Source organism: Providencia sp. (assembly GCF_003533305.1).
Taxonomy (GTDB): domain Bacteria; phylum Pseudomonadota; class Gammaproteobacteria; order Enterobacterales; family Enterobacteriaceae; genus Providencia.
In genome coordinates this window covers 71,978-93,339 of record NZ_DOEH01000005.1, presented here as the reverse complement: position 1 = coordinate 93,339, position 21,362 = coordinate 71,978, and the positions used below count along the sequence as shown (strand labels likewise).

General features: G+C 40.3%; 21 protein-coding genes and 1 other RNA gene. 8 read left to right on the top strand and 14 right to left on the bottom strand.

Features of this window, described 5'->3' with window-relative positions:
* Positions 1-5: 5 nt before the first annotated feature.
* Positions 6-707 (bottom strand): bifunctional protein-disulfide isomerase/oxidoreductase DsbC, encoded by a 702-nt coding sequence (gene dsbC / locus DD649_RS01670; RefSeq protein WP_294102847.1) that lies wholly within the window; start codon positions 705-707, stop codon positions 6-8.
* Between the two features lie 20 nt (positions 708-727).
* Complete coding sequence (gene xerD / locus DD649_RS01665) at positions 728-1,630, bottom strand: site-specific tyrosine recombinase XerD (RefSeq protein ID WP_336428755.1); 903 nt, start codon at positions 1,628-1,630, stop codon at positions 728-730.
* Positions 1,631-1,748: 118 nt separating this feature from the next.
* Here xerD and fldB point away from each other — a divergent pair, with 118 nt between their 5' ends.
* Positions 1,749-2,267, top strand: a complete 519-nt coding sequence (gene fldB, locus DD649_RS01660) for a flavodoxin FldB (protein ID WP_336428753.1) — start codon at positions 1,749-1,751, stop codon at positions 2,265-2,267.
* Between the two features lie 70 nt (positions 2,268-2,337).
* Here fldB and DD649_RS01655 read toward each other — a convergent pair whose 3' ends face one another.
* Positions 2,338-2,748, bottom strand: a complete 411-nt coding sequence (locus DD649_RS01655) for a protein YgfX (protein WP_294102839.1) — start codon at positions 2,746-2,748, stop codon at positions 2,338-2,340.
* Positions 2,729-2,995, bottom strand: coding sequence for an FAD assembly factor SdhE (sdhE, locus tag DD649_RS01650; RefSeq protein WP_294102836.1), 267 nt, complete (start codon positions 2,993-2,995; stop codon positions 2,729-2,731). Before sdhE ends, DD649_RS01655 begins: the two co-directional genes overlap by 20 nt.
* A 290-nt stretch (positions 2,996-3,285) precedes the next feature.
* On the opposite strand from sdhE, the gene ygfZ reads away from it, so the two are divergent.
* Complete coding sequence (ygfZ, locus tag DD649_RS01645) at positions 3,286-4,272, top strand: tRNA-modifying protein YgfZ (RefSeq protein ID WP_294102833.1); 987 nt, start codon at positions 3,286-3,288, stop codon at positions 4,270-4,272.
* Between the two features lie 11 nt (positions 4,273-4,283).
* Positions 4,284-4,904, top strand: coding sequence for an HD domain-containing protein (locus tag DD649_RS01640; RefSeq protein ID WP_294102830.1), 621 nt, complete (start codon positions 4,284-4,286; stop codon positions 4,902-4,904).
* 62 nt (positions 4,905-4,966) lie between these two features.
* Here DD649_RS01640 and gcvP read toward each other — a convergent pair whose 3' ends face one another.
* The 3 genes from gcvP to gcvT all read right to left on the bottom strand — a co-directional run bounded on the left by gcvP (position 4,967) and on the right by gcvT (position 9,826).
* On the bottom strand, positions 4,967-7,843 hold the full coding sequence (gene gcvP, locus DD649_RS01635) for an aminomethyl-transferring glycine dehydrogenase (protein WP_294102826.1): 2,877 nt from the start codon (positions 7,841-7,843) through the stop codon (positions 4,967-4,969).
* Positions 7,844-8,288: 445 nt separating this feature from the next.
* Positions 8,289-8,681 (bottom strand): glycine cleavage system protein GcvH, encoded by a 393-nt coding sequence (gcvH, locus tag DD649_RS01630; protein ID WP_294102823.1) that lies wholly within the window; start codon positions 8,679-8,681, stop codon positions 8,289-8,291.
* Positions 8,682-8,731: 50 nt separating this feature from the next.
* Positions 8,732-9,826: a glycine cleavage system aminomethyltransferase GcvT gene (gcvT, locus tag DD649_RS01625; protein WP_294102820.1), complete on the bottom strand. Its 1,095-nt coding sequence runs from the start codon at positions 9,824-9,826 to the stop codon at positions 8,732-8,734.
* A gap of 560 nt (positions 9,827-10,386) precedes the next feature.
* Here gcvT and DD649_RS01620 point away from each other — a divergent pair.
* Entirely contained in the window at positions 10,387-10,956 is a 570-nt protein-coding gene (locus tag DD649_RS01620) for an NleF caspase inhibitor (protein WP_294102817.1), read from the top strand.
* A gap of 90 nt (positions 10,957-11,046) precedes the next feature.
* Here the strand turns inward: DD649_RS01620 and ubiI are convergent, their stop codons facing one another.
* From ubiI to DD649_RS01600, 4 genes are all read right to left on the bottom strand, one after another.
* Entirely contained in the window at positions 11,047-12,276 is a 1,230-nt protein-coding gene (gene ubiI / locus DD649_RS01615; RefSeq protein ID WP_294102815.1) for an FAD-dependent 2-octaprenylphenol hydroxylase, read from the bottom strand.
* Between the two features lie 27 nt (positions 12,277-12,303).
* Entirely contained in the window at positions 12,304-13,482 is a 1,179-nt protein-coding gene (gene ubiH / locus DD649_RS01610; RefSeq protein WP_294102812.1) for a 2-octaprenyl-6-methoxyphenyl hydroxylase, read from the bottom strand.
* A gap of 44 nt (positions 13,483-13,526) precedes the next feature.
* The gene (pepP, locus tag DD649_RS01605) at positions 13,527-14,843 is read right to left on the bottom strand and encodes a Xaa-Pro aminopeptidase (protein WP_294102807.1); all 1,317 of its coding nucleotides are present in this window, start codon (positions 14,841-14,843) and stop codon (positions 13,527-13,529) included.
* A gap of 144 nt (positions 14,844-14,987) precedes the next feature.
* Positions 14,988-15,566 (bottom strand): YecA family protein, encoded by a 579-nt coding sequence (locus DD649_RS01600; protein ID WP_294102804.1) that lies wholly within the window; start codon positions 15,564-15,566, stop codon positions 14,988-14,990.
* Positions 15,567-15,793: 227 nt separating this feature from the next.
* Between DD649_RS01600 and zapA the strand changes: the two genes are divergently transcribed.
* The 3 genes from zapA to DD649_RS01585 all read left to right on the top strand — a co-directional run bounded on the left by zapA (position 15,794) and on the right by DD649_RS01585 (position 17,157).
* Positions 15,794-16,123 (top strand): cell division protein ZapA, encoded by a 330-nt coding sequence (zapA, locus tag DD649_RS01595; RefSeq protein WP_294102801.1) that lies wholly within the window; start codon positions 15,794-15,796, stop codon positions 16,121-16,123.
* 112 nt (positions 16,124-16,235) lie between these two features.
* Positions 16,236-16,417, top strand: a non-coding RNA gene (ssrS, locus tag DD649_RS01590) — 6S RNA.
* Between the two features lie 149 nt (positions 16,418-16,566).
* Positions 16,567-17,157, top strand: coding sequence for a 5-formyltetrahydrofolate cyclo-ligase (locus DD649_RS01585; RefSeq protein ID WP_294102798.1), 591 nt, complete (start codon positions 16,567-16,569; stop codon positions 17,155-17,157).
* 55 nt (positions 17,158-17,212) lie between these two features.
* Here DD649_RS01585 and serA read toward each other — a convergent pair whose 3' ends face one another.
* Complete coding sequence (serA, locus tag DD649_RS01580; RefSeq protein ID WP_294102795.1) at positions 17,213-18,463, bottom strand: phosphoglycerate dehydrogenase; 1,251 nt, start codon at positions 18,461-18,463, stop codon at positions 17,213-17,215.
* Positions 18,464-18,842: 379 nt separating this feature from the next.
* Positions 18,843-19,502 (bottom strand): ribose-5-phosphate isomerase RpiA, encoded by a 660-nt coding sequence (rpiA, locus tag DD649_RS01575; RefSeq protein WP_294102792.1) that lies wholly within the window; start codon positions 19,500-19,502, stop codon positions 18,843-18,845.
* Positions 19,503-19,704: 202 nt separating this feature from the next.
* On the opposite strand from rpiA, the gene DD649_RS01570 reads away from it, so the two are divergent.
* On the top strand, positions 19,705-20,619 hold the full coding sequence (locus tag DD649_RS01570) for a LysR family transcriptional regulator ArgP (protein ID WP_294102789.1): 915 nt from the start codon (positions 19,705-19,707) through the stop codon (positions 20,617-20,619).
* Here the strand turns inward: DD649_RS01570 and DD649_RS01565 are convergent.
* A complete protein-coding gene (locus DD649_RS01565) occupies positions 20,616-21,350 on the bottom strand; it encodes an oxidative stress defense protein (RefSeq protein ID WP_294102787.1) in 735 nt (244 codons plus the stop codon). The genes DD649_RS01570 and DD649_RS01565 overlap by 4 nt on opposite strands.
* Between the last annotated feature and the right edge of the window lie 12 nt (positions 21,351-21,362).

Sequence of the window (21,362 nt, the reverse complement as noted above, 5' to 3'; positions counted from 1 at the left end):
GGCGACTATTTTTGTTCAAGTAACTGAATAAGAGCATCTGGCGTTAAAAAGCCTGGCAACATTTGTCCATTTGGTAAAATAATAGCCGGGGTTCCTGTAACTTTAAATAAGTTACCTACTTGCATATGCTTACTAAAATCAATTTTACATTCATCAATCATGGCAATTTCATCGCCTTTGAATGCTTTTGTTAATGCATTTTGTGGCATCGCATTACACCATATTGATGCCATTTTTTTAGCCACGTCACTGTCCAAACCTTGGCGAGGATAAGCCAGATAACGTACAGTTACGCCTTTACTGTTTAATTCACCCACGGTTTCATGTAGTTTTTTACAATAGCCACAGCTAATATCCGTAAAGACCGTCACAACGTATTTCTCTTTTGGCGCTTTAAAAACAATCATTTCATCTTTTAGCGCTTCAACTTTTTTCATCAACGGCTGGTTGCTGATATTGACCGGATTTTTGCCGCTCATATCATAGATAGGACCTTGCAATAAATACTTACCGTCATCAGTGATATAAACAATACCTGTTGAGGTTTCAACTACATTTAGCCCCACAATTGGCGAAGGCTTAATTGACTCAACCGTCATGTCGTATTTTGCAAGAGTCTCTTTAATTACTTTTTCTTCTGTCGCTCCATAAACCGAAGCCGTAAAAGACGCAATACACGCCACCAATAATAACAATTTGCGTTTCATATTTATCCTTAAATAGCACATCATCCCCTTGGATGATGTTGCTCATGTAATACACGTAACCGTTCAGTAGCAACATGCGTATAAATTTGTGTTGTTGAAAGGTCGCTATGCCCCAACAACATCTGCACCACTCGTAAGTCTGCACCATGATTAAGCAAATGCGTAGCAAATGCATGCCTCAGTACATGTGGCGATAATAATTCAGCGTCTATATTCGCCAAAACTGCATAATATTTAATGCGGTACCAAAATGTTTGTCGAGTCATTTTTGTTCCACGCTTACTTGGAAATAAAACGTCACTCGCTTTACCGTTTAATAATTCAGGGCGGCTCTCATCAATATATTTTTCTAGCCAATATATTGCCTCTTCTCCCAAAGGAATCAATCGCTCTTTATCACCTTTACCGACAACCCGTATAACGCCCTGCCGTAAACTGATATCTGGGAATGTTAACCCAATAAGTTCGGAGACACGTAAACCACATGCATATAAAACTTCAAGCATGGCTTTGTCTCTTAACTCAAGAGCGTCTTCTGTTGCTGGCGCATTAAGTAAATCTTCGACCTGTTTTTCACTCAAATCTTTGGGTAAGCGTCTTGGTATTTTAGGCGCCGCAATTACCGCAGAAGGATCATCAAGTCGTATTTTTTCACGATAAAAATACTGGAAAAGCCGACGAATTGAACTCAATAAACGCGCTGAACTTGCCGCCTTATAACCGCTATCAATACGTTCAGCTAAAAAAGACTGTAAATCTAAAGATTGAACACTTTCCAAATGCAATTGCTGCGCATCTAACCACCTATCCAATGACTGCAAATCAAGACGATATGACGCTAATGTATTATCAGCAAGTGATTGTTCTAGCCAAATTGTATCAAGAAATTGTTCAATTAATGGATTAAGTTGTTTTGTTTCCACGACAAATTCCGTTCCTTTAAGTAAAACCGCACGATTCTATTATGCCCGAATATGGCTCCATCTGTTACAATATATCTCTTGTGATGAAAAACCATAGCTGGACATAGTAACAATATATATGAAAATAGGTCTTTTTTACGGTTCTAGTACCTGTTATACCGAAATGGTTGCAGAAAAAATACGTGATATTCTCGGCGATGATTTCGTCACACTGCATAATATCAATGATACTCCACCCACATTGATGGAACAGTATGATGTTCTCATTTTAGGAATACCTACGTGGGATTTCGGTGAAATACAGGAAGATTGGCTAGAAATTTGGGAACAGCTTCCCAAGCTTAATCTTGAAGGAAAGATTGTCGCGTTGTTCGGTCTTGGCGATCAAATCGATTATAGCGAATGGTTTCTGGATGCATTAGGTTTGCTCTATCATCAACTTAAACCTACTGGCGCTCATTTTATTGGTTTTTGGCCTACAGAAGGATATGAATTTGAAAGCCCGAAACCCTTAAATGATAACGGCGATATGTTTGTGGGTTTGGCGATAGATGAAGTTCATCAGTTCGAACAAACCGATGCGCGCATAGCACAATGGTGCATACAAATCTTACAAGAAATTGAAGAATCGCTCTGACTTGAAATTACTGCAATTAACAGAACTGTATCAAAAATATAAATTATTCGGTGCTATCTTAGCTATAGCATTAAATATCTGGATATTGCAGTAATAATTGATTTAGATTTCGCCAGTTTTCATCCGATACTGCATCCCTTGCTACCCAGAGATGAATTTTTCGTGGTTTGCCCTGAAGCGCGCTCATAGTGAGTAGTATGCCAAAACGGCTACGCCAAGGCGTTTTATCGATACTCCATTCGTTTTTCTTCCACTGGACTTTATTGCCATTAACAAGAACAGCGACACCTTTCGTTTTACTGATATTTTTTTGGCTTTTAGCCCAGCTAGCAACCACAACAACCAATAATGGTAGCCATATCATTGAATTCTCCGGTGCCCACGGTGCAATCAGCAAAAAAGCGCCAACCGCCCCATGAACACAGGTAGAAAAAAATTGAGTTTTCCATGAAATGGAGAGATTAGATTTCCACAGGACCACGATTTTTATTTTTTTCCTGAATAAGTTTTATCATAGCAAATAACTTTTCGTCGTCTGGACGACCATGGTTCATCAGCCAATTAAATAAATCTGGATCTGCACACTCTAACAAACGAACAAACGTGTGTTTATCTTCATCTGACAAGCTATCATATTCGTATTCAAAAAAAGGCATGATTGAAATATCTAGCTCACGCATACCACGTCTACAAGCCCAATGAATCCGCGCTTTATTTTCTATATCCATTTCACTACGACCTTTCTGTTGCAGTTAACTGATAAGATTGATTATTTTAAATATTCTAACAGATTAGCGGCCAATAAAACATGTCAGACTCGACATTGTTATCATTTTAAGCAGTAAAATACCATTTTTCACGTCCCCTTATGCAAAAAAATTAAAAAGACTAAAAATGCTAAAGACGTTTTTGATTGCTAGGGGCTATCTCAATAAAATGGCATAATAACTGCTTGCAATGTTACCTAGCTATTTTACCATTAGGCACCTTTATCTATCAAAGAACAACAGGTGAAATCATGACTACCCATGTTGACAACTTATCGCAATTCCCTCTTGATTCTCAGTCTTTACCTCTCGTTTTGATTTCGCTAGAAAACTGGGAACTTATTCATATTCATGGCATTGATGCTGAAAAATATCTACAAGGGCAGGTCACCGCGGATATAAGTACACTCCAGCAGGTTCATACATTAACAGCACATTGTGACCCGAAAGGTAAAATGTGGAGTGACCTTCGTCTCTTTCATCATTTAGACGGTTTTTCCTATTTAATTAGAAAAAGTGTCGCTGATGCAGAGCTTACTGAACTAAAAAAATATGCCGTTTTTTCTAAAGTTACTTTTGAAAAAAAATCAGACCTAAAACTACTTGCTATCGCAGGCCTCGGCGCAAAAGCCGCATTAGCCTCTCTTTTTGATGTTCTACCTGATAACGAAAACCAAATCGTCACTCATGGAACAACAACCTTATTACATTTTGCCCTGCCTGCTGAACGTTTTCTGCTAATTACAGATGAACAAACCGCGCAACAGGTCACCAGTTCCCTGAATGCAATTCAAGTTAACGATGACCAGTGGTTATCATTAGAAATTGAAGCGGGCTATGCCATTATCGACCAAGAAAATAGTGCACAACATTTGCCTCAAGCGACTAACTTGCAAGCACTACCTTATGGTATTAGCTTTAAAAAAGGCTGTTATACAGGCCAAGAAATGGTAGCCCGTGCAAAATTCCGTGGCGCAAATAAGCGAGCAATGTACTGGCTAAAAGGGACAGGTTCATCAGTCCCCGCAGCAGGTGATGGGCTAGAGTGGCAATTAGGTGATAAATGGCGCCGTACAGGCACTGTTCTTGCTGCGGTTCGTTTAGGTAATGATGAGTTAAACGTACAAATCATTATGAATAATGATATGGAAGCCGATAGTGTCTTTCGTGTTATTGGTGATGAACAAAGTCGTCTCACCATTGCACCACTGCCATATTCATTAGAAGAAGAAAAATAATTGAGGTTTTTATGTCATCAGTAACAGGTACTAAGCCACTCGATATTATGAATTTTGGGGCTTTTACCGAAGTCGTCCAATTTTTAATGGAACTCGATAAGCTAAAAAGTGTTTATCGTAAAAATAAGCTACTTAATCGTGAACGTCATGAAAACACGGCCGAACATAGCTGGCAATTTGCTGTCGCGGCAATGAGTTTTGCCCCATACGTTGAAGGTGTCAATCCAGAACATGCCATTAAGCTTGCACTTGTTCACGACATTGTCGAGATTGATGCCGGAGATGTGATTGTATTTGATAATGCAGCACGCGAAGCTATTCGTGATGAAGAAATCAAAGCAGCAAAACGTATTTTCGCCCTACTTCCTAGTCCACAAAGTGAGTCATTTTTAGCTCTGTGGAATGAGTATGACGCATTAGAGACACAAGACTCTAAATTTGCGAATGCGATTGATAGAGCGATGCCAATGCTAATGAACTTACATAATCAGGGACAAAGCTGGGTTGAAAATAATATTCGCCTTGACCAAGTTCTAAGCAAATGTGACTACATTGAACAGATTCTCCCTGAATTTTGGCTACAACTTAAACCTCAATTAGAACTCGCTCACCAAAAAGGCTGGTTGCTGTAGACTCCCCTTAAAATAAAAGCCCGCTTATCAATAAACGGGCTTTTATATCTCAACCTAATAAATTACATATAGTCGGCAATCGGCACACAAGAACAATGTAAATGGCGATCGCCATATACATCATCCAAGCGTTTCACCGCAGGCCAATATTTATTAACTCGAGTCGCGTGAGTTGGAAAGGCTGCGAGTTCGCGGCTATAACTATGAGCCCATTCATCGGCTAATTCCGTTTGGACATGAGGCGAATTAACCAATGGATTATCTTCAAGTGGCCATTCACCTTTGACGACTTGGTCTATCTCACCATGAATAGCCAGCATCGCATCAATAAAGCGATCAATTTCGACAATACTTTCCGATTCAGTTGGTTCAATCATCAACGTTCCCGCGACAGGGAATGACATAGTTGGTGCATGAAATCCATAATCAATCAGTCTTTTTGCGATATCTAATTCACTAATACCAGTGTCTTTCTTGATAGGGCGCAAATCAACGATACACTCATGCGCCACATAACCTTCTTGACCGGTATATAAAATGTCATAGTGACCAGACAAACGCTTAGCAATGTAATTTGCATTCAAGATTGCTACTTGGCTCGCTTTTCGAAGACCATAAGAGCCCATCATCCGAATATACATCCAGCTAATCGGTAAGATAGATGCACTACCAAATGGTGCGGCGGAAACCGCGCCTTGATCAGTGATCATTTCCTGTTCAACTACTGAATGCCCCGGTACAAACGGTGCTAAATGCTTTTTAACGCCTATCGGTCCCATACCTGGGCCGCCACCGCCATGAGGAATACAGAAGGTTTTATGTAAATTCAAATGTGAAACATCCGCACCAATAAAGCCCGGAGTCGTTAGCCCCACCTGTGCATTCATATTTGCACCATCAAGATACACTTGACCGCCATACTGATGAATAATTTCACAAACTTCACGAATACTTTCTTCATACACACCATGAGTCGATGGGTAAGTCACCATCACGCAAGATAGCGCTTCGCTGTGCTCTTGTGCTTTTTCACGCAGATCAACTAAATCAATATTACCTTCATCATCGCAACGCACGACGACGACGTCCATTCCCGCCATATGGGCAGAAGCTGGATTGGTACCATGAGCTGATGCCGGAATTAAACAAATATTTCGGGCGCCATCATCACGGCTTTCATGATAACGACGAATTGCCAGTAACCCGGCGTACTCACCCTGAGCGCCTGAGTTTGGCTGCATACAAACCGCATCATAGCCAGTTAATTGCACCAACCAATGAGAGAGCTGTTCAATCATCTGATGATAACCCTGAGCTTGCTCTGGTGGACAAAATGGATGTAACTCACCAAATTCAGGCCATGTAATCGGGATCATTTCCGCTGCCGCATTGAGCTTCATGGTACATGAGCCTAGCGGTATCATTGCTTGATTCAGGGCTAAATCTTTTCGCTCCAAACTATGCATGTAACGCATCATTTCCGTTTCACTGTGGTAACGATGAAAATTAGGGTGTGCCAAAATTTCATCATCTCGTTGCATTGATAGCGCAATAGCATTTTCTGAAGCTGAAACTTGTTTATCGAGTTTTTCAAAATCTAATTTTGTATCATTACCTGTGATAACAGCAAACAAGTCATTCAGATCTTGACGTGTTGTGGTTTCATTAAACGTCACGCCCACTGCACCACGAATATCCGTACGTAAATTAATTTTGGCTTTATCTGCACGAGCAAGTACCGCAATTTTATCGGTTACCTCAATTGTCAAAGTATCAAACCACGTTTTATGGCGCACAGAAACACCAGCTTCAATTAATGCCGCCGCAAAAATAGAACTAAAACGATGAATACGCTCAGCAATTATTTTTAAGCCTTGAGGACCGTGATATACCGCGTACATTGCTGCAATATTGGCCAAAAGAACTTGTGAGGTACAAATATTTGAGTTAGCTTTTTCACGACGAATATGCTGCTCTCGAGTTTGCATCGCCATACGTAATGCCGTATTACCTGCCGCATCACGTGAAACACCAATAATGCGCCCCGGCATTGCACGTTTGAACTCATCACGGCAAGCAAAGAATGCCGCATGAGGCCCACCATATCCCATTGGTACACCAAAACGTTGCGCTGAGCCAAAAACAATATCAGCGCCTTGTTTACCGGGCGCGGCCAACAAAACCAAAGCCATCATTTCCGCAGCAACACAACTGACGATTTTGCGTTCTTTTAGTTTTGTTAAGAGGGCCGTATAATCGTGGATCTCTCCAGTTGTACCCACTTGCTGCAATAACGCACCAAATACGCCTTCATGTTCGAGTACTTTATCGGCTTTATCGACAATCACTTCAAATCCAAATGTTCCCGCGCGCGTGCGCACAACATCCAGTGTTTGAGGGTGAATATCATCAGCGACAAAAAAGCGTTCTGCATCTTTGAGCTTACTAATCCGTTTTGCCATCGCCATCGCTTCTGCGGCAGCTGTTGCTTCATCAAGTAGTGAAGCAGAGGCTAAGTCTAATCCTGTTAAATCAATTGTGAGCTGTTGAAAATTCAACAAAGATTCAAGGCGACCTTGAGATACTTCAGGTTGATAAGGCGTGTAAGCGGTATACCAACCTGGATTTTCTAATAAGTTACGCAAAATAACGGGAGGAAGCACTGTCGGTGCATAGCCCATACCGATATAACTTTTATAACGTTTATTCAATGAAGCGATAGCTTTTAACTCTGCCAAAGCTTCTTGTTCTGTTGCGCCCCCACCCACTCTCGGTGGCTCCGGTAATAAAATTGCTTTGGGTACAATTTTATCCATCAAACTATCGAGTGACGTTGCGCCAACGGTATTCAACATGGTTTTTATTTGTTGTTCTGATGAACCAATATGGCGTGAAATAAATTCTGAACGATTTTCTAATTGACTAAGTGACATCGACATATCTGTGTTCCCATCCTTTGTCTGCTATGCGTAAGTTGTAGGGCATTTAAGCGGTAATACTGAGTTTTATAACTGATAACTGAATTTAGTATCTATTCACATAAGTATTTTTAAATTTCACATTAAAAACACCTTTCTTGCATCCTAAATAGTTCGAGTTGCGGCTAGGCGGCAAGTAAAGCTAAGCCCTAGGAGCATACATGAGTATGTGACTAGGGTTAGCGAACGCGGCCAACAACGCTGCGGCTCGAAATATGACGGATATGTGAAGCTAAGCCCTAGGAGCATACATAAGTATGTGACTAGGGTTAGCGAACGCGGCCAACAACGCTGCGGCTCGAAATATGACGGATATATAAAGCTAAGCCCTAGGAGCATACATGACTATGTGACTAGGGTTAGCGAACGCAGCCAACAACGCTGCGGCTCGCAATATAACGAATATTTAGTCTTCTTCAGTAATCAACGCAATATAAGCATCAGCATCAATCAAATCCGCCAGCTCCGCTTCATCCGAAATCTTAATGCGGAAAATCCAACCATCTTGATATGGCTGTTCGTTTACCAGTTCTGGTGAATCATTAAGATCTTCATTTACTGCAATAATTTCACCACTTAACGGTGCATAAATATCTGATGCAGCTTTCACTGATTCAACAACCGCGCAATCATCACCCGCATCTACCACGTTACCGACGTCAGGCAAATCAACAAAAACCATATCACCTAATGTTTCTTGTGCATGCTCTGTAATACCCACAGTATATTCGCCATTACCTTCGTCACGCACCCATTCATGTTCACGGGTATATTTTAATTCTGCTGGTGTATTACTCATCATTAGCCTCTCTATTATTTTGAATATTTATTAATATAATTAAATCGAAATTAAACCAAACGTTGACCTTCACGAACAAAACCGGGTTTTACGACTTCCACTGGCATTTCGCGATGGCGAATTTCAACGATTGCTTTGTCTTGTATGCTATTAGGTACTCGAGCGAGTGCAATACTGAAACCTAAGGTTGGCGAGAATGAACCACTTGTAATGATCCCTTCTTGTAGTTTCCCTAACTCATCAGTAAAACGAATAACTTGCTCAGCACGCAGTATACCTTTATCGCGCATCACAATACCGACGAGTTTTTCGGTTCCTTGCTCACGCAGTTTTTCTAACGCTTCGCGCCCAATAAATTGACGATCTTCGGGTTTCCAAGCAATCGTCCACCCCATATTAGCGGCAAGAGGAGAGATAGTCTCATCCATATCTTGTCCATAGAGATTCATGCCCGCTTCTAGGCGCAAAGTATCCCTCGCACCAAGTCCGGCTGGATGAACACCCGCTTTTAGTAACTTGTGCCAAAAATCAACCACCTGCGTTTTTGGCATTGCAATTTCATAACCTTTTTCACCCGTGTAACCTGTAGTCGCAATAAACAAATCTCCCGTTTGGACACCATAGAATGGCTTCATATCTTTGATAGCCAAACATTGTTCATCACTTAGCAGTGAATGTACTTTTTGTGTCGCTTGTGGGCCTTGCACGGCAAGTAACGCCAGGTCATCACGAACTTGAATATCGACAGCATAGCCTTTGGCGTGTTGTTCCATCCAAGCTATATCTTTATCGCGAGTTGCCGAGTTAACCACTAAACGATAAAAATCATCTTCGAGGTAATAAACAATTAAGTCATCAATAACACCACCAGATGCATTAAGCATCCCTGTATACAGGGCTTTACCTTTATCTGTTAATTTTGCGATATCATTGGCGAGTAGATAACGAAGAAAATCACGACAACCTTCCCCATGAAAATCAACAATTGTCATATGGGAAACATCAAACATCCCTGCATCAGTTCTCACAAAATTATGTTCATTAATTTGTGAACCATAATGCAGTGGCATCATCCATCCATGAAAATCCACCATCTTTGCGCCACAGGCTATATGTTCTTCATATAGTGTTGTTTGCTTTACCATGAATCCCCTCTTTGCATCATTGATATGGCAAAATTATGCCATAGGGCGATTGCGTGATTAAAAATACCCATTGGTAATAAGTCTGTTGGTACTTTTCACCTGACGCAAACGATAATATTGTTAAAAACCTACCATTGTCTACGGTTCGATTCTATAAAAAAAAATAGGGCAACTATTCTTCTGTATTACTAATTACGCTCTGACTTTACCAGTGCTTTTTGTTAAAAAATTGAGAATGATCACTCAAAAGCCGTACATCAGAGGTAGAACAGACTAAAAATTCATCAGTAGCTACTGATCACTAATAAAATGCCTAATAAAATTCAAACCTACAATATAAGTAAAACTAATGCGAAAAGTGCATGTAATTAGTTTTTCTCAGTTATAAATGAACTTTATTTTTTTAGATGCCAATGAGCTTGAGGAAATTAAGATTTTAAAAAGAAAGGAATAAAGATGACGGTTTAATCCATCGAAATATGATATTTAAAAACAAAAAAATCAGCATAATTAACTAAGGATAAATACCTAATCGGTATATTAAACAATAGGAAGTTAATATGTATTCTATCAGTACAAGTTCAAATTCTTATGTAGCAAGACACAACAATCCTCAAAACATAGAAACTCAAAAGCAACGCAGTTCACTCCATCAAAACTCGTATGTGGTAGAACTAAGTGCGAATCACATCCCTACAGAAATACAAGAAAAACCAATGCTGCTATTAATTGATAATTTAAAAACTACAGATTCAAAATCAAAATCAGAATCATTAATTGATAAAATAAAAGTTAAATCCAAAGAACTAGCTAATAATATCGAATGGATGAGAGACACTTATTTTACCATAGAAAATAATGGCACAGATGACGTTTATGGGAGGATGTCCGACGGTTATACTGACACTGACCGTGATGCTTACATTCGAGCCTTAGTTCACTATCAACAGTGTGATAATAAATTAAAATCACTAATAAATGACCCTAATTTTTCTATGAAAAAAGAACTCACCCCACATCATAGTGGTCAAGTCCATGGTGATTGGGTAGCTCTTGAAAAGCTGATTGAAGGTAAAAAAGCGAAACTGCCTGATTTAACCTATAACTGTAGTGATCTCCAGTGTGGTTAATAAAATATATGGAAGCCCTAAAGTAACAAGATAAACACACTTAACAATATAAAGGGCTGCATTTGCAGCCCTTTGGCAAAAAATAGTGTATTAGTTAGTCACTTCCACTTGTAGCTGCTCTAGCCATTTAGGCATATCCAAAAGCCCCATAGCATGGTTCAATAGCTGAGGTTTAACGCCCGGTAAACTATCTGCAAGCACTAATCCAATATCACGTAATAATTTCTTAGCTGGATTATTACCTTCAAACAATTCACGGAACCCCTGCATACCCGCGAGCATCACTGCTGCGCTGTGCTTGCGACTGCGTTCAAAATCACGTAGATAAAGGTATTGACCAAAATCTTTACCTTCACGATGTAACCTTTTGATTTCGCCTAGCAACATTGCCACATCCATGAAGCCAAGATTGACGCCTTGACCTGCTAATGGATGAATGGTGTGAGCTGCATCGCCCAGTAAAGCCAGACGTTGCGCTGCGAATTGCCGTGCATAGCGACCTGTCAGCGCAATCGTGAGCCTATCACTTTCAAGTTGGCATAAGCCTAAGCTCATATCCAATGCTACCGCTAATTCTTTTTCAAAACTGGCTTTATCAAGTGCTTGACGCCTTGCAGCTTCAGTTGCGGGCTGAGACCAAACAATAGAACAAAGGTGCGGATCGCTTAATGGTAAGAAAGCTAAAATACCTTCACCATTAAATGCTTGACGGGCAATACCATCATGAGGAAATTCAGTCCTAATGGTAGCCACCAAGGCTGTATGTTCATAATCCCAAAAAGTTAATGGGATATCTGCATGATTTCGTAACCATGAATTAGCCCCATCAGCACCCACAATCAAGCGAGCCGTTAGCATGTTCTCATCATCAAGAGTGACAAACACATCATTTTCGCCCCATACCACCTTTTTAATGGTGGCAGGCGACAATAAAGTGACATCGCGTAGCTCAGAAGCCTTTTGCCATAAGGCATCTCGTACCACATTATTTTCAATAATATGGCCTAAATGAGTAAGATTTCGCTCTTTTGCTGAAAAAGAAATGCGCCCGAAACTAGCGTTATCCCACACTTCCATTCCATTATAGGCAGACGCTCGCATAGACTTGATAGCAGACCAAACACCTAAATGGGTTAATAGTTTTTCACTCGCCGCATTAATTGCAGAGACTCTCAATGAATAAGGTTCACTGACTGAAAATGGCATTTTAGGGGGGTAATTTTCAATCACTGCAACTCGCAAACCACTACCTTCAAGGCCACAAGCAAGTGCGAGCCCCACCATACCACCACCGGCGATAACCACATCAAACGATTGCATATTTTTTTATTCCTCTTTGTTTCGTGGTTATTGGTGCGCAACCCAACCCAATGTCTGGCGAGCTAAAATATCACGTACTGGTGGCAATATTTCCATTGCCATTAAGCCCAAATTTCGGCTGACAACTAGCGGTAAACAACGGTTAGCAAATAGGCGAACCAAACCATCCGTCATGGTGACCGTTTTATCTCTATCAATTGCACGAGCTTGCTGATACTGACTCAATAATGAGTAACTACCAATATCTTGTTTGTTAGCATGAGCATTAACCACAATCTCAGCTAATTGCATCACATCGCGGATACCAAGATTAAAACCTTGTCCAGCGATAGGGTGTAAGGTTTGAGCCGCATTACCCACCAGCACCACACGGTGACTGACTGGATTCAATGCTTTCCTTAAGACTAAGGGGTAACAATTACGTTTACCAGTAAGTAAGATTTGGCCTAATCGCCAACCAAACGCCTGCTGTAATTTTTGAATAAAAGTCTCATCATTCCATTGATTAATAACATCTACGTGTTCTTGTTGATGACACCAAACTAATGAACTACGACCTTGAGACATCGGCAATAAAGCTAATGGTCCGAACTCGGTAAAACGCTCAAAAGCTTGGCCTTTCGGATCAATTGCTGTTTTTACATTGGCAATAATAGCTACTTGACCATAATCATCTTGCTGCCATTGCATATTACAGGCTTGACCGATTGCTGAATGGCTACCATCAGCGGCAACCAACAAGTCACCCGTGATGAGTTCACCATTATCTAATGTAACAGTGACACCTTCTTGAAAGCGATGAACATTTACCACTTTAGCTGGACAATGCAGACTCACACCCGGCGCCTTACGCAGTAATGAGAACAAACGACTACCTGCATTATGTAGCTCGATAACATTACCTAATTCAGGAATATTATAATCACTGGCATCAATGTTAACGAAACCTGCATGGCCTCGGTCAGAGACATGAACGTGATTAATCGGCGTGACACAATCGGCGAACGCAGGCCAAATATTGATAGAAGACAAATATTGGCAAGTACCCTGTGCCAATGCGATTGCCCGTGCATCAAAACCCGGATGTTTTCCTTCCGGCAAAGCCGCTTCAATGAGCGAAACCGATAATTTTCCTTGGCTAAGTGATGATATGGCTAAAGCTAGTGTCGCTCCCGCCATTCCACCACCAACAATAATCACATTCATGCGCTATCTATTACCTTTTGAGATGGCATTTCACGATTGACTTACTAAGCCTTTTTCGCTTCAGCCATCAGTGATTCAATTTCGTCGGCATCTTTAACCACTAGAGCCGTCAGGTTTTCATTGCCGTTTTCTGTGATCACAATGTCATCTTCAATACGAATACCAATACCACGATATTGTTGCGGCACATCCGCATCCGGTGCGATATAAAGCCCTGGTTCTATAGTTAAAACCATTCCGACTTCTAAAATTCGGTCTCGTTCTATACCATAGGCTCCGACATCATGCACATCTAATCCCAACCAATGACTTAAACCATGCATAAAGAATGGATGATATGCTTTGTCTTCGATCAACTGATCGATATCTCCTTGCAAAATTCCTAATGCGACAAGCCCTTCAACTTTAATTCGTAAAATTTGGCGGGTCACTTCATGAATACTTGTTCCGGGACGGTATAACTCTAATGCGGTATTTAATGACTTTAATACAATGTCATAAATCTCACGTTGAGCAGGACTAAACTTACCATTTACAGGAAAAGTTCGAGTGATATCACCCGCGTAGCCTTCAAATTCGGCACCTGCATCAATTAATACCAATTCGCCATCTTTCATTTGGCTCTCATTCTCGGTGTAATGCAAAATACAAGCGTTTTCACCACTACCGACAATCGAATTATAAGAAGGGAAGCGCGCACCGTGACGTGTAAATTCATACTCAACTTCACCACATAGCTGGTATTCATACATATTCGGCTGGCAAGTTTTCATTGCTCGGATATGTGCGAGTGCTGAAATTTCTCCCGCTTTTCGCATAGCGGTAATCTCAGCATCTGATTTAAACAGTCGCATCTCATGAACAATAGGACGCCAATCAATGATTGTTTGTGGGGCGCGTAGATTACGACGACTACCACGACGTAAAATATCCAATGCATCAAAGACTAATTTATCCGCATAAGGAAATTCACCTTGCGCATGATAAATCACATCAAGTCCATTAAGCAGTTGATAAAGCTGATCCTCTATTTCGTCAAAAGGAAGTGCTTTATTGATACCTAATGCCTCAGGAGCGGCTTCTTGACCAAGACGACGACCAAACCAAATTTCAGCAGTTAAATCACGAATACGGTTAAAAATAACAGTATGACTATGTTTTTCATCACTTTTAATTAACACTAATACAGCTTCTGGTTCACTAAATCCAGTCAGATAAAGAAAATCACTATTCTGACGATATGGGTATTCACAGTCAGCATTACGCTGTGCTGGTGGCGCAGAAAAAATAACAGCGGCACTTGCTGGCTTCATTTGAGCCAATAGTGCGTTACGACGAGAAACAAATTCCTGTTTATTCATACCGTTTTTGCCTTATTATCTGAGCTAAATAGGTTAATTACACATTTCATTGCATATTATTTTAATCAAACTGAATTCACGCAACAAAATACAGCAAAGTCATGATAGTAATTTTTAAAATTACATTGGTTAATAAAGATTTGACTAGTGAAGAATAGGCTTAGTAACCTCAACCGCAGTTGGCCCATTTTTCGGCTCAACTAATGCTATATAGCACAACTGAACAGCAACTCTAACGTATTCAATAACTTCCTCAAGTGCTTGTTCGAGTTCTTCCTGATCTTCATCTTCATCGTAGCCAAGCATGCCAATATTTCGTAAATCAGTAATAACCTCAGTAATTTCTTTTTTATCAGCAAGTTTTGGCTGAGTAACACCTATACCAAGTAAAAAATGGTTAACCCAACCCGCTAAAGCGTCCGCATGATCAAAAATAGATGCATTTTCATCAGGGGACAGCATAGCAAAATTAAACTCGGTATCATCAAGTGCTTCAAAAGTTGTATCAAACAGCTCACGCAATGGTTGAGCAACTGCTTGAGGGAATGCTAACCCGTCGTTAGCAAGGTCATGTACTAGCGCTTGCCAGCCTTGGTCGCGACTTCCACCGCAAATCAACCCTGTAATTAGACCATGGATCTCGGCTGCGGTAAGTGCTATTGAGTGCTGTTGGAGCAGTTTGTCCAACGCGTCATAATTTGGTAAAGTTTTTTGTATAGACATCTGAATTCGTCATGTTAGCTTTTGATTCATGATATGCTACCATCAAGTCTAGCCGCTAGACCAGTATGCTTTTTATCTTAGCTATCAATAGTGCTTTTTAACTTAACTATCATAATGATTAAGTTAACGCCAATATCGCCCCTAATAGCATAAGCGAAGCAAAAATTAATAACTTTGCGCCAAACATAATTTATTTTATGGCGAGATCTATTCAGTATGGAGGTATCATGTCCGCACAACCTGTCGATATTCAGATTTTTGGGCGCTCAATGCGAGTTAACTGCCCAACAGAACAAAGAGAAGCACTGTTAGAATCCGCTAAAGAGCTTGAACAACGCTTGAGAAATCTAAAAGATAAAAGCGGTGTAACGAATACTGAACAGCTTATTTTTATTGTTGCATTAAACGTTTGTCACGAATTAGCACAAGAAAAGACAAAGACGCGCGATTATGCATATAATATGGAAGAAAAAATAAAAATGTTGCAGCAGACAATAGAGCAAGCATTACATGATCAGGTGAAAATCACTGAGAGAGTCGTATTGCCTATAGAGTAAATTAGCTTATTAATCATACACTAGAGAAAAAAATAAATAATTTTTTAGGGTTGCATTTTAAATTCAGTTTCGTACAATGAAATCACTGAGTCACAATAAGTACTCAAACCAAATTTCTCTGAGATGTTTGCAAGTGGGCGAGTCCCCTGAGCCGATATTTCGACTAAATAGAATGCGGTTGTTGCGCTGGTGAGCATGCCTGATTCGTCAGGAAGCCTAAAGGTTAGCTAAGCTGCGTTCACCTTGAACCAAGGGTTCAAGGGTTACAGCCTACAGCGGCATCTCGGAGATCCCCAATTTCATTTAATGAAATTATCTTATTATCTATTTTTACCCTACCGCTTTTATCCTACTTAAATTACGATATACATCGTATACATAAGCATCCTATAATAATCATCTCTAACTAATATTTTCATATTGAGCTTATGACAGGTTTTGCTATGCAAGATAAACTTTCCATCATGCGCCAACAGATACGAAAATCAGTTCGTTCCGCCCGAAAACAACTCAGTCGTGATGAGCAACACATTGCTGCGCAGCAAGTCATGCATAATGCACTACAGCAACCCGAAATCATTCAAGCAAAAAACATTGCTTTATTTCTCTCTTTTGATGGTGAAATTGATACAAGACCGCTCATCAATGCCTTGTGGCGGCAACAGAAAAATGTCTATCTTCCTGTATTACACCCTTTCAATGCGCATAATTTACTCTTTTTACAATATACCCCTGAGACGCCTCTCGTTAAAAATCGTTTTAATATTGAAGAACCCCCTTTAGATGTTCGCTATGTTTTACCTCTTGAGCAGCTCGATATTATGATGATCCCGTTGGTTGCTTTTGATAATAAAGGTCAAAGATTGGGAATGGGAGGCGGGTTTTACGACAGAACGCTGGTGAATTGGCAGAAGAAAGGTTTTATCCCCATAGGACTTGCTCACGATTGCCAGCAAGTTGAAACGCTTCCCGTAGCACACTGGGATATACCGTTGCCGGAAATTATCACACCCCAAAAAATATGGCGCTGGTAATTTAGCGCCATATTCATTTCAAACTCATCAATATTTATTAATACTATTGCCGATACTAGAACAACAAACGTGCACGAATAGTACCCGGCAGTTCTTTTAATCTAATTAATACATCATCAGCTTGATTCGGTTTCTGAGTTAGAACATCAATGACGACATAGCCGACGTTACCTGTTGTGCGCAAGTATTGTCCGACAACATTAATATTATTATCCGTAAACACTTGGTTTATGCTATTCATCATACCAGGACGGTTTTCATGAATATGCAGTAAACGGTTAGTATCATCAGTGTGTACTGGCAGCGATACTTCAGGGAAATTAACCGCTGAAAGCGTTGAGCCGTTGTCAGAGTATTTTGCTAATTTGCTAGCAACTTCTAATCCAATATTTTCTTGAGCTTCTTCCGTTGAACCACCGATATGTGGCGTCAGAATCACATTGTCGAACTTAATCAGTTCAGACAAGAATGGGTCATTAGGATCTTTATTAGTCGCAGGTTCTGTTGGGAAAACATCCACAGCGGCACCTGATAAATGTTTACTTTCTAAAGCAGCGGCGAGAGCAGGGATATCAACGACCGTACCGCGAGCGGCATTAATAAAAATTGCGCCCGGCTTCATTCGATCAAACTGCTCTTTACCAATCATATTTTTAGTGCTTTGTGTTTCTGGCACATGCAAACTAACTACATCACTCATATTGAGTAACTCAGTTAATGAGCGCACTTGAGTGGCATTGCCTAAAGGTAACTTGTTTTCGATATCATAAAAATAGACATCCATCCCAATACCTTCGGCCAATATCCCCAATTGAGTACCAATATGACCATAACCGATAATACCTAAGCGCTTGCCACGTGCTTCAAAACAGCCTTTTGCTTGCTTGTCCCAAATACCGCGATGAGCTTGCATATTCGCTTCTGGAATACGACGTAACAAGAGCAGTAATTGCCCCAACACCATTTCAGCTACAGAACGTGTATTTGAAAACGGTGCGTTGAAAACAGGAATACCGCGTTTAGCCGCCGCATCTAATTCAACTTGGTTTGTTCCAATACAGAAACAACCCACTGCGACTAATTTTTCAGCTGCAGCAAAAATTTCTTCTGTTAGGTGAGTACGAGAACGAATACCAACAAAACGCGCATCTTTGATCGCTTCTTTTAATTCTTCGTCTGACAATGCGCCTTTATGATATTCGATGTTGGTGTAGCCTGCTGCCTTTAGATTATCAACTGCGCTTTGATGAACACCTTCTAGCAGTAAAAATTTAATTTTGTCTTTATGCAAAGATACCTTAACCATTTCCCCTACCCTATCGTGCTTAAAATTTATAACAGATGAATCTTCCGTGTACCAACATAACAAAAAACGGCGCAGTATCAATACAATCGTTTGCCTTGTACTCTCTAAAAAGTGCGAGGAAAAAGAAGTTAAACCACAGAAAATCAGGAGGGGTAACACAATATAAGGATTTTGCCTAAGTAATGCCCATTACTGTGACATATCTCACCAAAATAGGTTGTTATAAAAAAAATTAAAATAAATTTTAACTAGGTCATATCGATAAAACTAATTAGTAGCTTGATTTTCAAACGATAAAAAAATAAGCCAACTAATAAATTCATTAGCTGGCTTACATATTATTAGTTGATTTATATAACTTTATTTCAATAATTTGAAATTATAATTTAATAGTTTTCACGCCTTCTGAAGTACCCATTAAAACAACATCAGCACCACGATTTGCAAATAAACCTACTGTTACCACCCCTGCAATACCGTTAATTTTATTTTCTAACGCAACAGGATTAACAATATTTAAATTGTAAACATCTAAAATAACATTGCCGTTATCAGTTATTACGTTCTGGCGATATTCAGGTGTTCCGCCCATTTTAACGAGTTCACGCGCAACATAACTACGTGCCATCGGTATCACTTCAATAGGTAATGGAAATTTACCTAGCACATCAACTAATTTGGATTGATCAACAATACACACAAACGTTTTTGCGATAGCAGAAACAATTTTCTCACGAGTCAATGCCGCGCCACCGCCTTTGATCATATTCATATGATGGTCAACTTCATCTGCGCCATCAACGTATACATCCAATGAATCCACTTCATTGCAATCAAACACAGGAATACCCAGTGATTTTAATTTCTGTGTTGATGCCTCAGAACTGGATACTGCGCCTTCAATTTTATCTTTCATTGTTGCCAACGCATCAATAAAATGAGATGCCGTTGAACCTGTACCAACACCAACAATAGTGCCCGGTTTGACATATTCCAATGCTGCCCAGCCTACCGCTTTTTTCAATTCTTCCTGAGTCATGCTAGTACCTTTTGCTATTTAATTAAGTCGTCATTAAGTTCTATCAAACAATAGTATATACCGGACATGTTGTCAGTTGCAGTTTTGTTAGTGATGTTTGTGCTCTAGTTCTTGTGTTTTATCGAGTGTGGATAATAATTTCAGGTGTTATATGTAAAACTATGGCATAGTGCGCAATAGAATAACAAAAGGAGATTTCTCGATGAAGCGCCCTGATTACCGCGCGTTGCAAGCACTGGATGCCGTCATTCGTGAACGAGGTTTTGAACGTGCAGCCCAAAAACTTTGTATCACTCAATCTGCTGTTTCACAACGGATCAAACAGTTAGAGAACCTATTTGGGCAGCCACTGCTTGTTCGAACAGTACCGCCGCATCCAACGGAGCAAGGGCAAAAGCTATTAGCACTACTTCATCAAGTTGAATTATTAGAAGAACAATGGCTCGGAGATGAAAACGGTGGCTCAACCCCATTACTTTTATCACTTGCAGTCAACGCCGATAGTTTAGCAACTTGGTTTTTACCTGCACTGAATCCTGTATTAATCAATAGCCCTGTACGATTGAATATCCAAGTGGAAGATGAAACTCGCACTCAGGAACGATTAAGACGTGGTGAAGTTGTTGGCGCTATCAGTATCCAACCACAAGCGCTGCCAGGATGCTTAGTTGATAAGCTCGGCGCATTAGATTATATCTTTGTGGCCTCCCCAGGTTTTGCTGCGCAATATTTCCCCGAGGGTGTAACTCGCGCTTCCCTACTTAAAGCGCCGGCAGTAGCTTTTGACCATTTAGATGATATGCATCAGGCCTTCGTACAGCAAAACTTTGGTTTATCTCCAGGCAGTGTTCCATGCCATATTGTTAATTCATCAGAGGCATTTGTGCAGCTAGCCAAACAAGGTTCAACTTGCTGTATGATCCCACACTTACAAATTGCGAATGAATTAAAAAATGGTGAATTGGTCGATTTAACGCCAGGCTTATGTCAAAGACGTATGCTGTATTGGCATCGTTTTGCCCCTGAAAGCAGAACAATGAAGAAAGTGACTGACGCCCTACTCAAAACCGGGCGCCAGATGTTAAAACAAGATGATGATATGGCTATTGAAAACTAACGTTTCAGTTCAAATACAACGTCAACTTGATCATTAAAATCAATGCTTTCTTGCTCATAGGTCTCATTAACATTGAGATCTTGAGCACCTGCTGCATTCATTTTAGCACTAAGATTTCTTGGTGATATTGGGAACGGCACTGCGTTTGGCGCATTATAGTTAATGCTATAAACAGGTCCTAATTGCACATTGAACCCTTTCGCTAACGCATTCGCTTGCTCTATTGCATTTTGCATCGCTTTAGTGCGCGCTTCATCACGATATTGCTGCGGGTTAATAACACCAAATTGAACCGAACTAATTTCATTCAGCCCTGATGCAAGTGCACCATCAAGCAATGTATTAAGTTGATCTAATTTATTCACTTTAACTTCAACGCTACGCACTGCGGTATAACCGACAATAGTCGATTTTTGCGTTTCATTATTATATTCATATTTAGGTTGAGTTCGCACATTAGCAGCATTGATATCTTTCTTTTCAATACCATTTTTCTTTAAGAACTCAAAATATTCAGCAACACGCTTATCTACGCCAGCTTTAGCCGCGGCGGCATCTTTTTCGGTCACTTCAACGTTAATATTAAGTGTTGCCATATCAGGAGACGCTTTAATAATTGCATTGCCTGATGTTGTAATATGAGCCCCTGATGGAAGTGCATCAGCAAGGGACAAGGTAGGAACCGCAATACCTGCCATCATGGCAGCAAGAACTAAAGATTTTAATTTCACAGAACCTCCCAA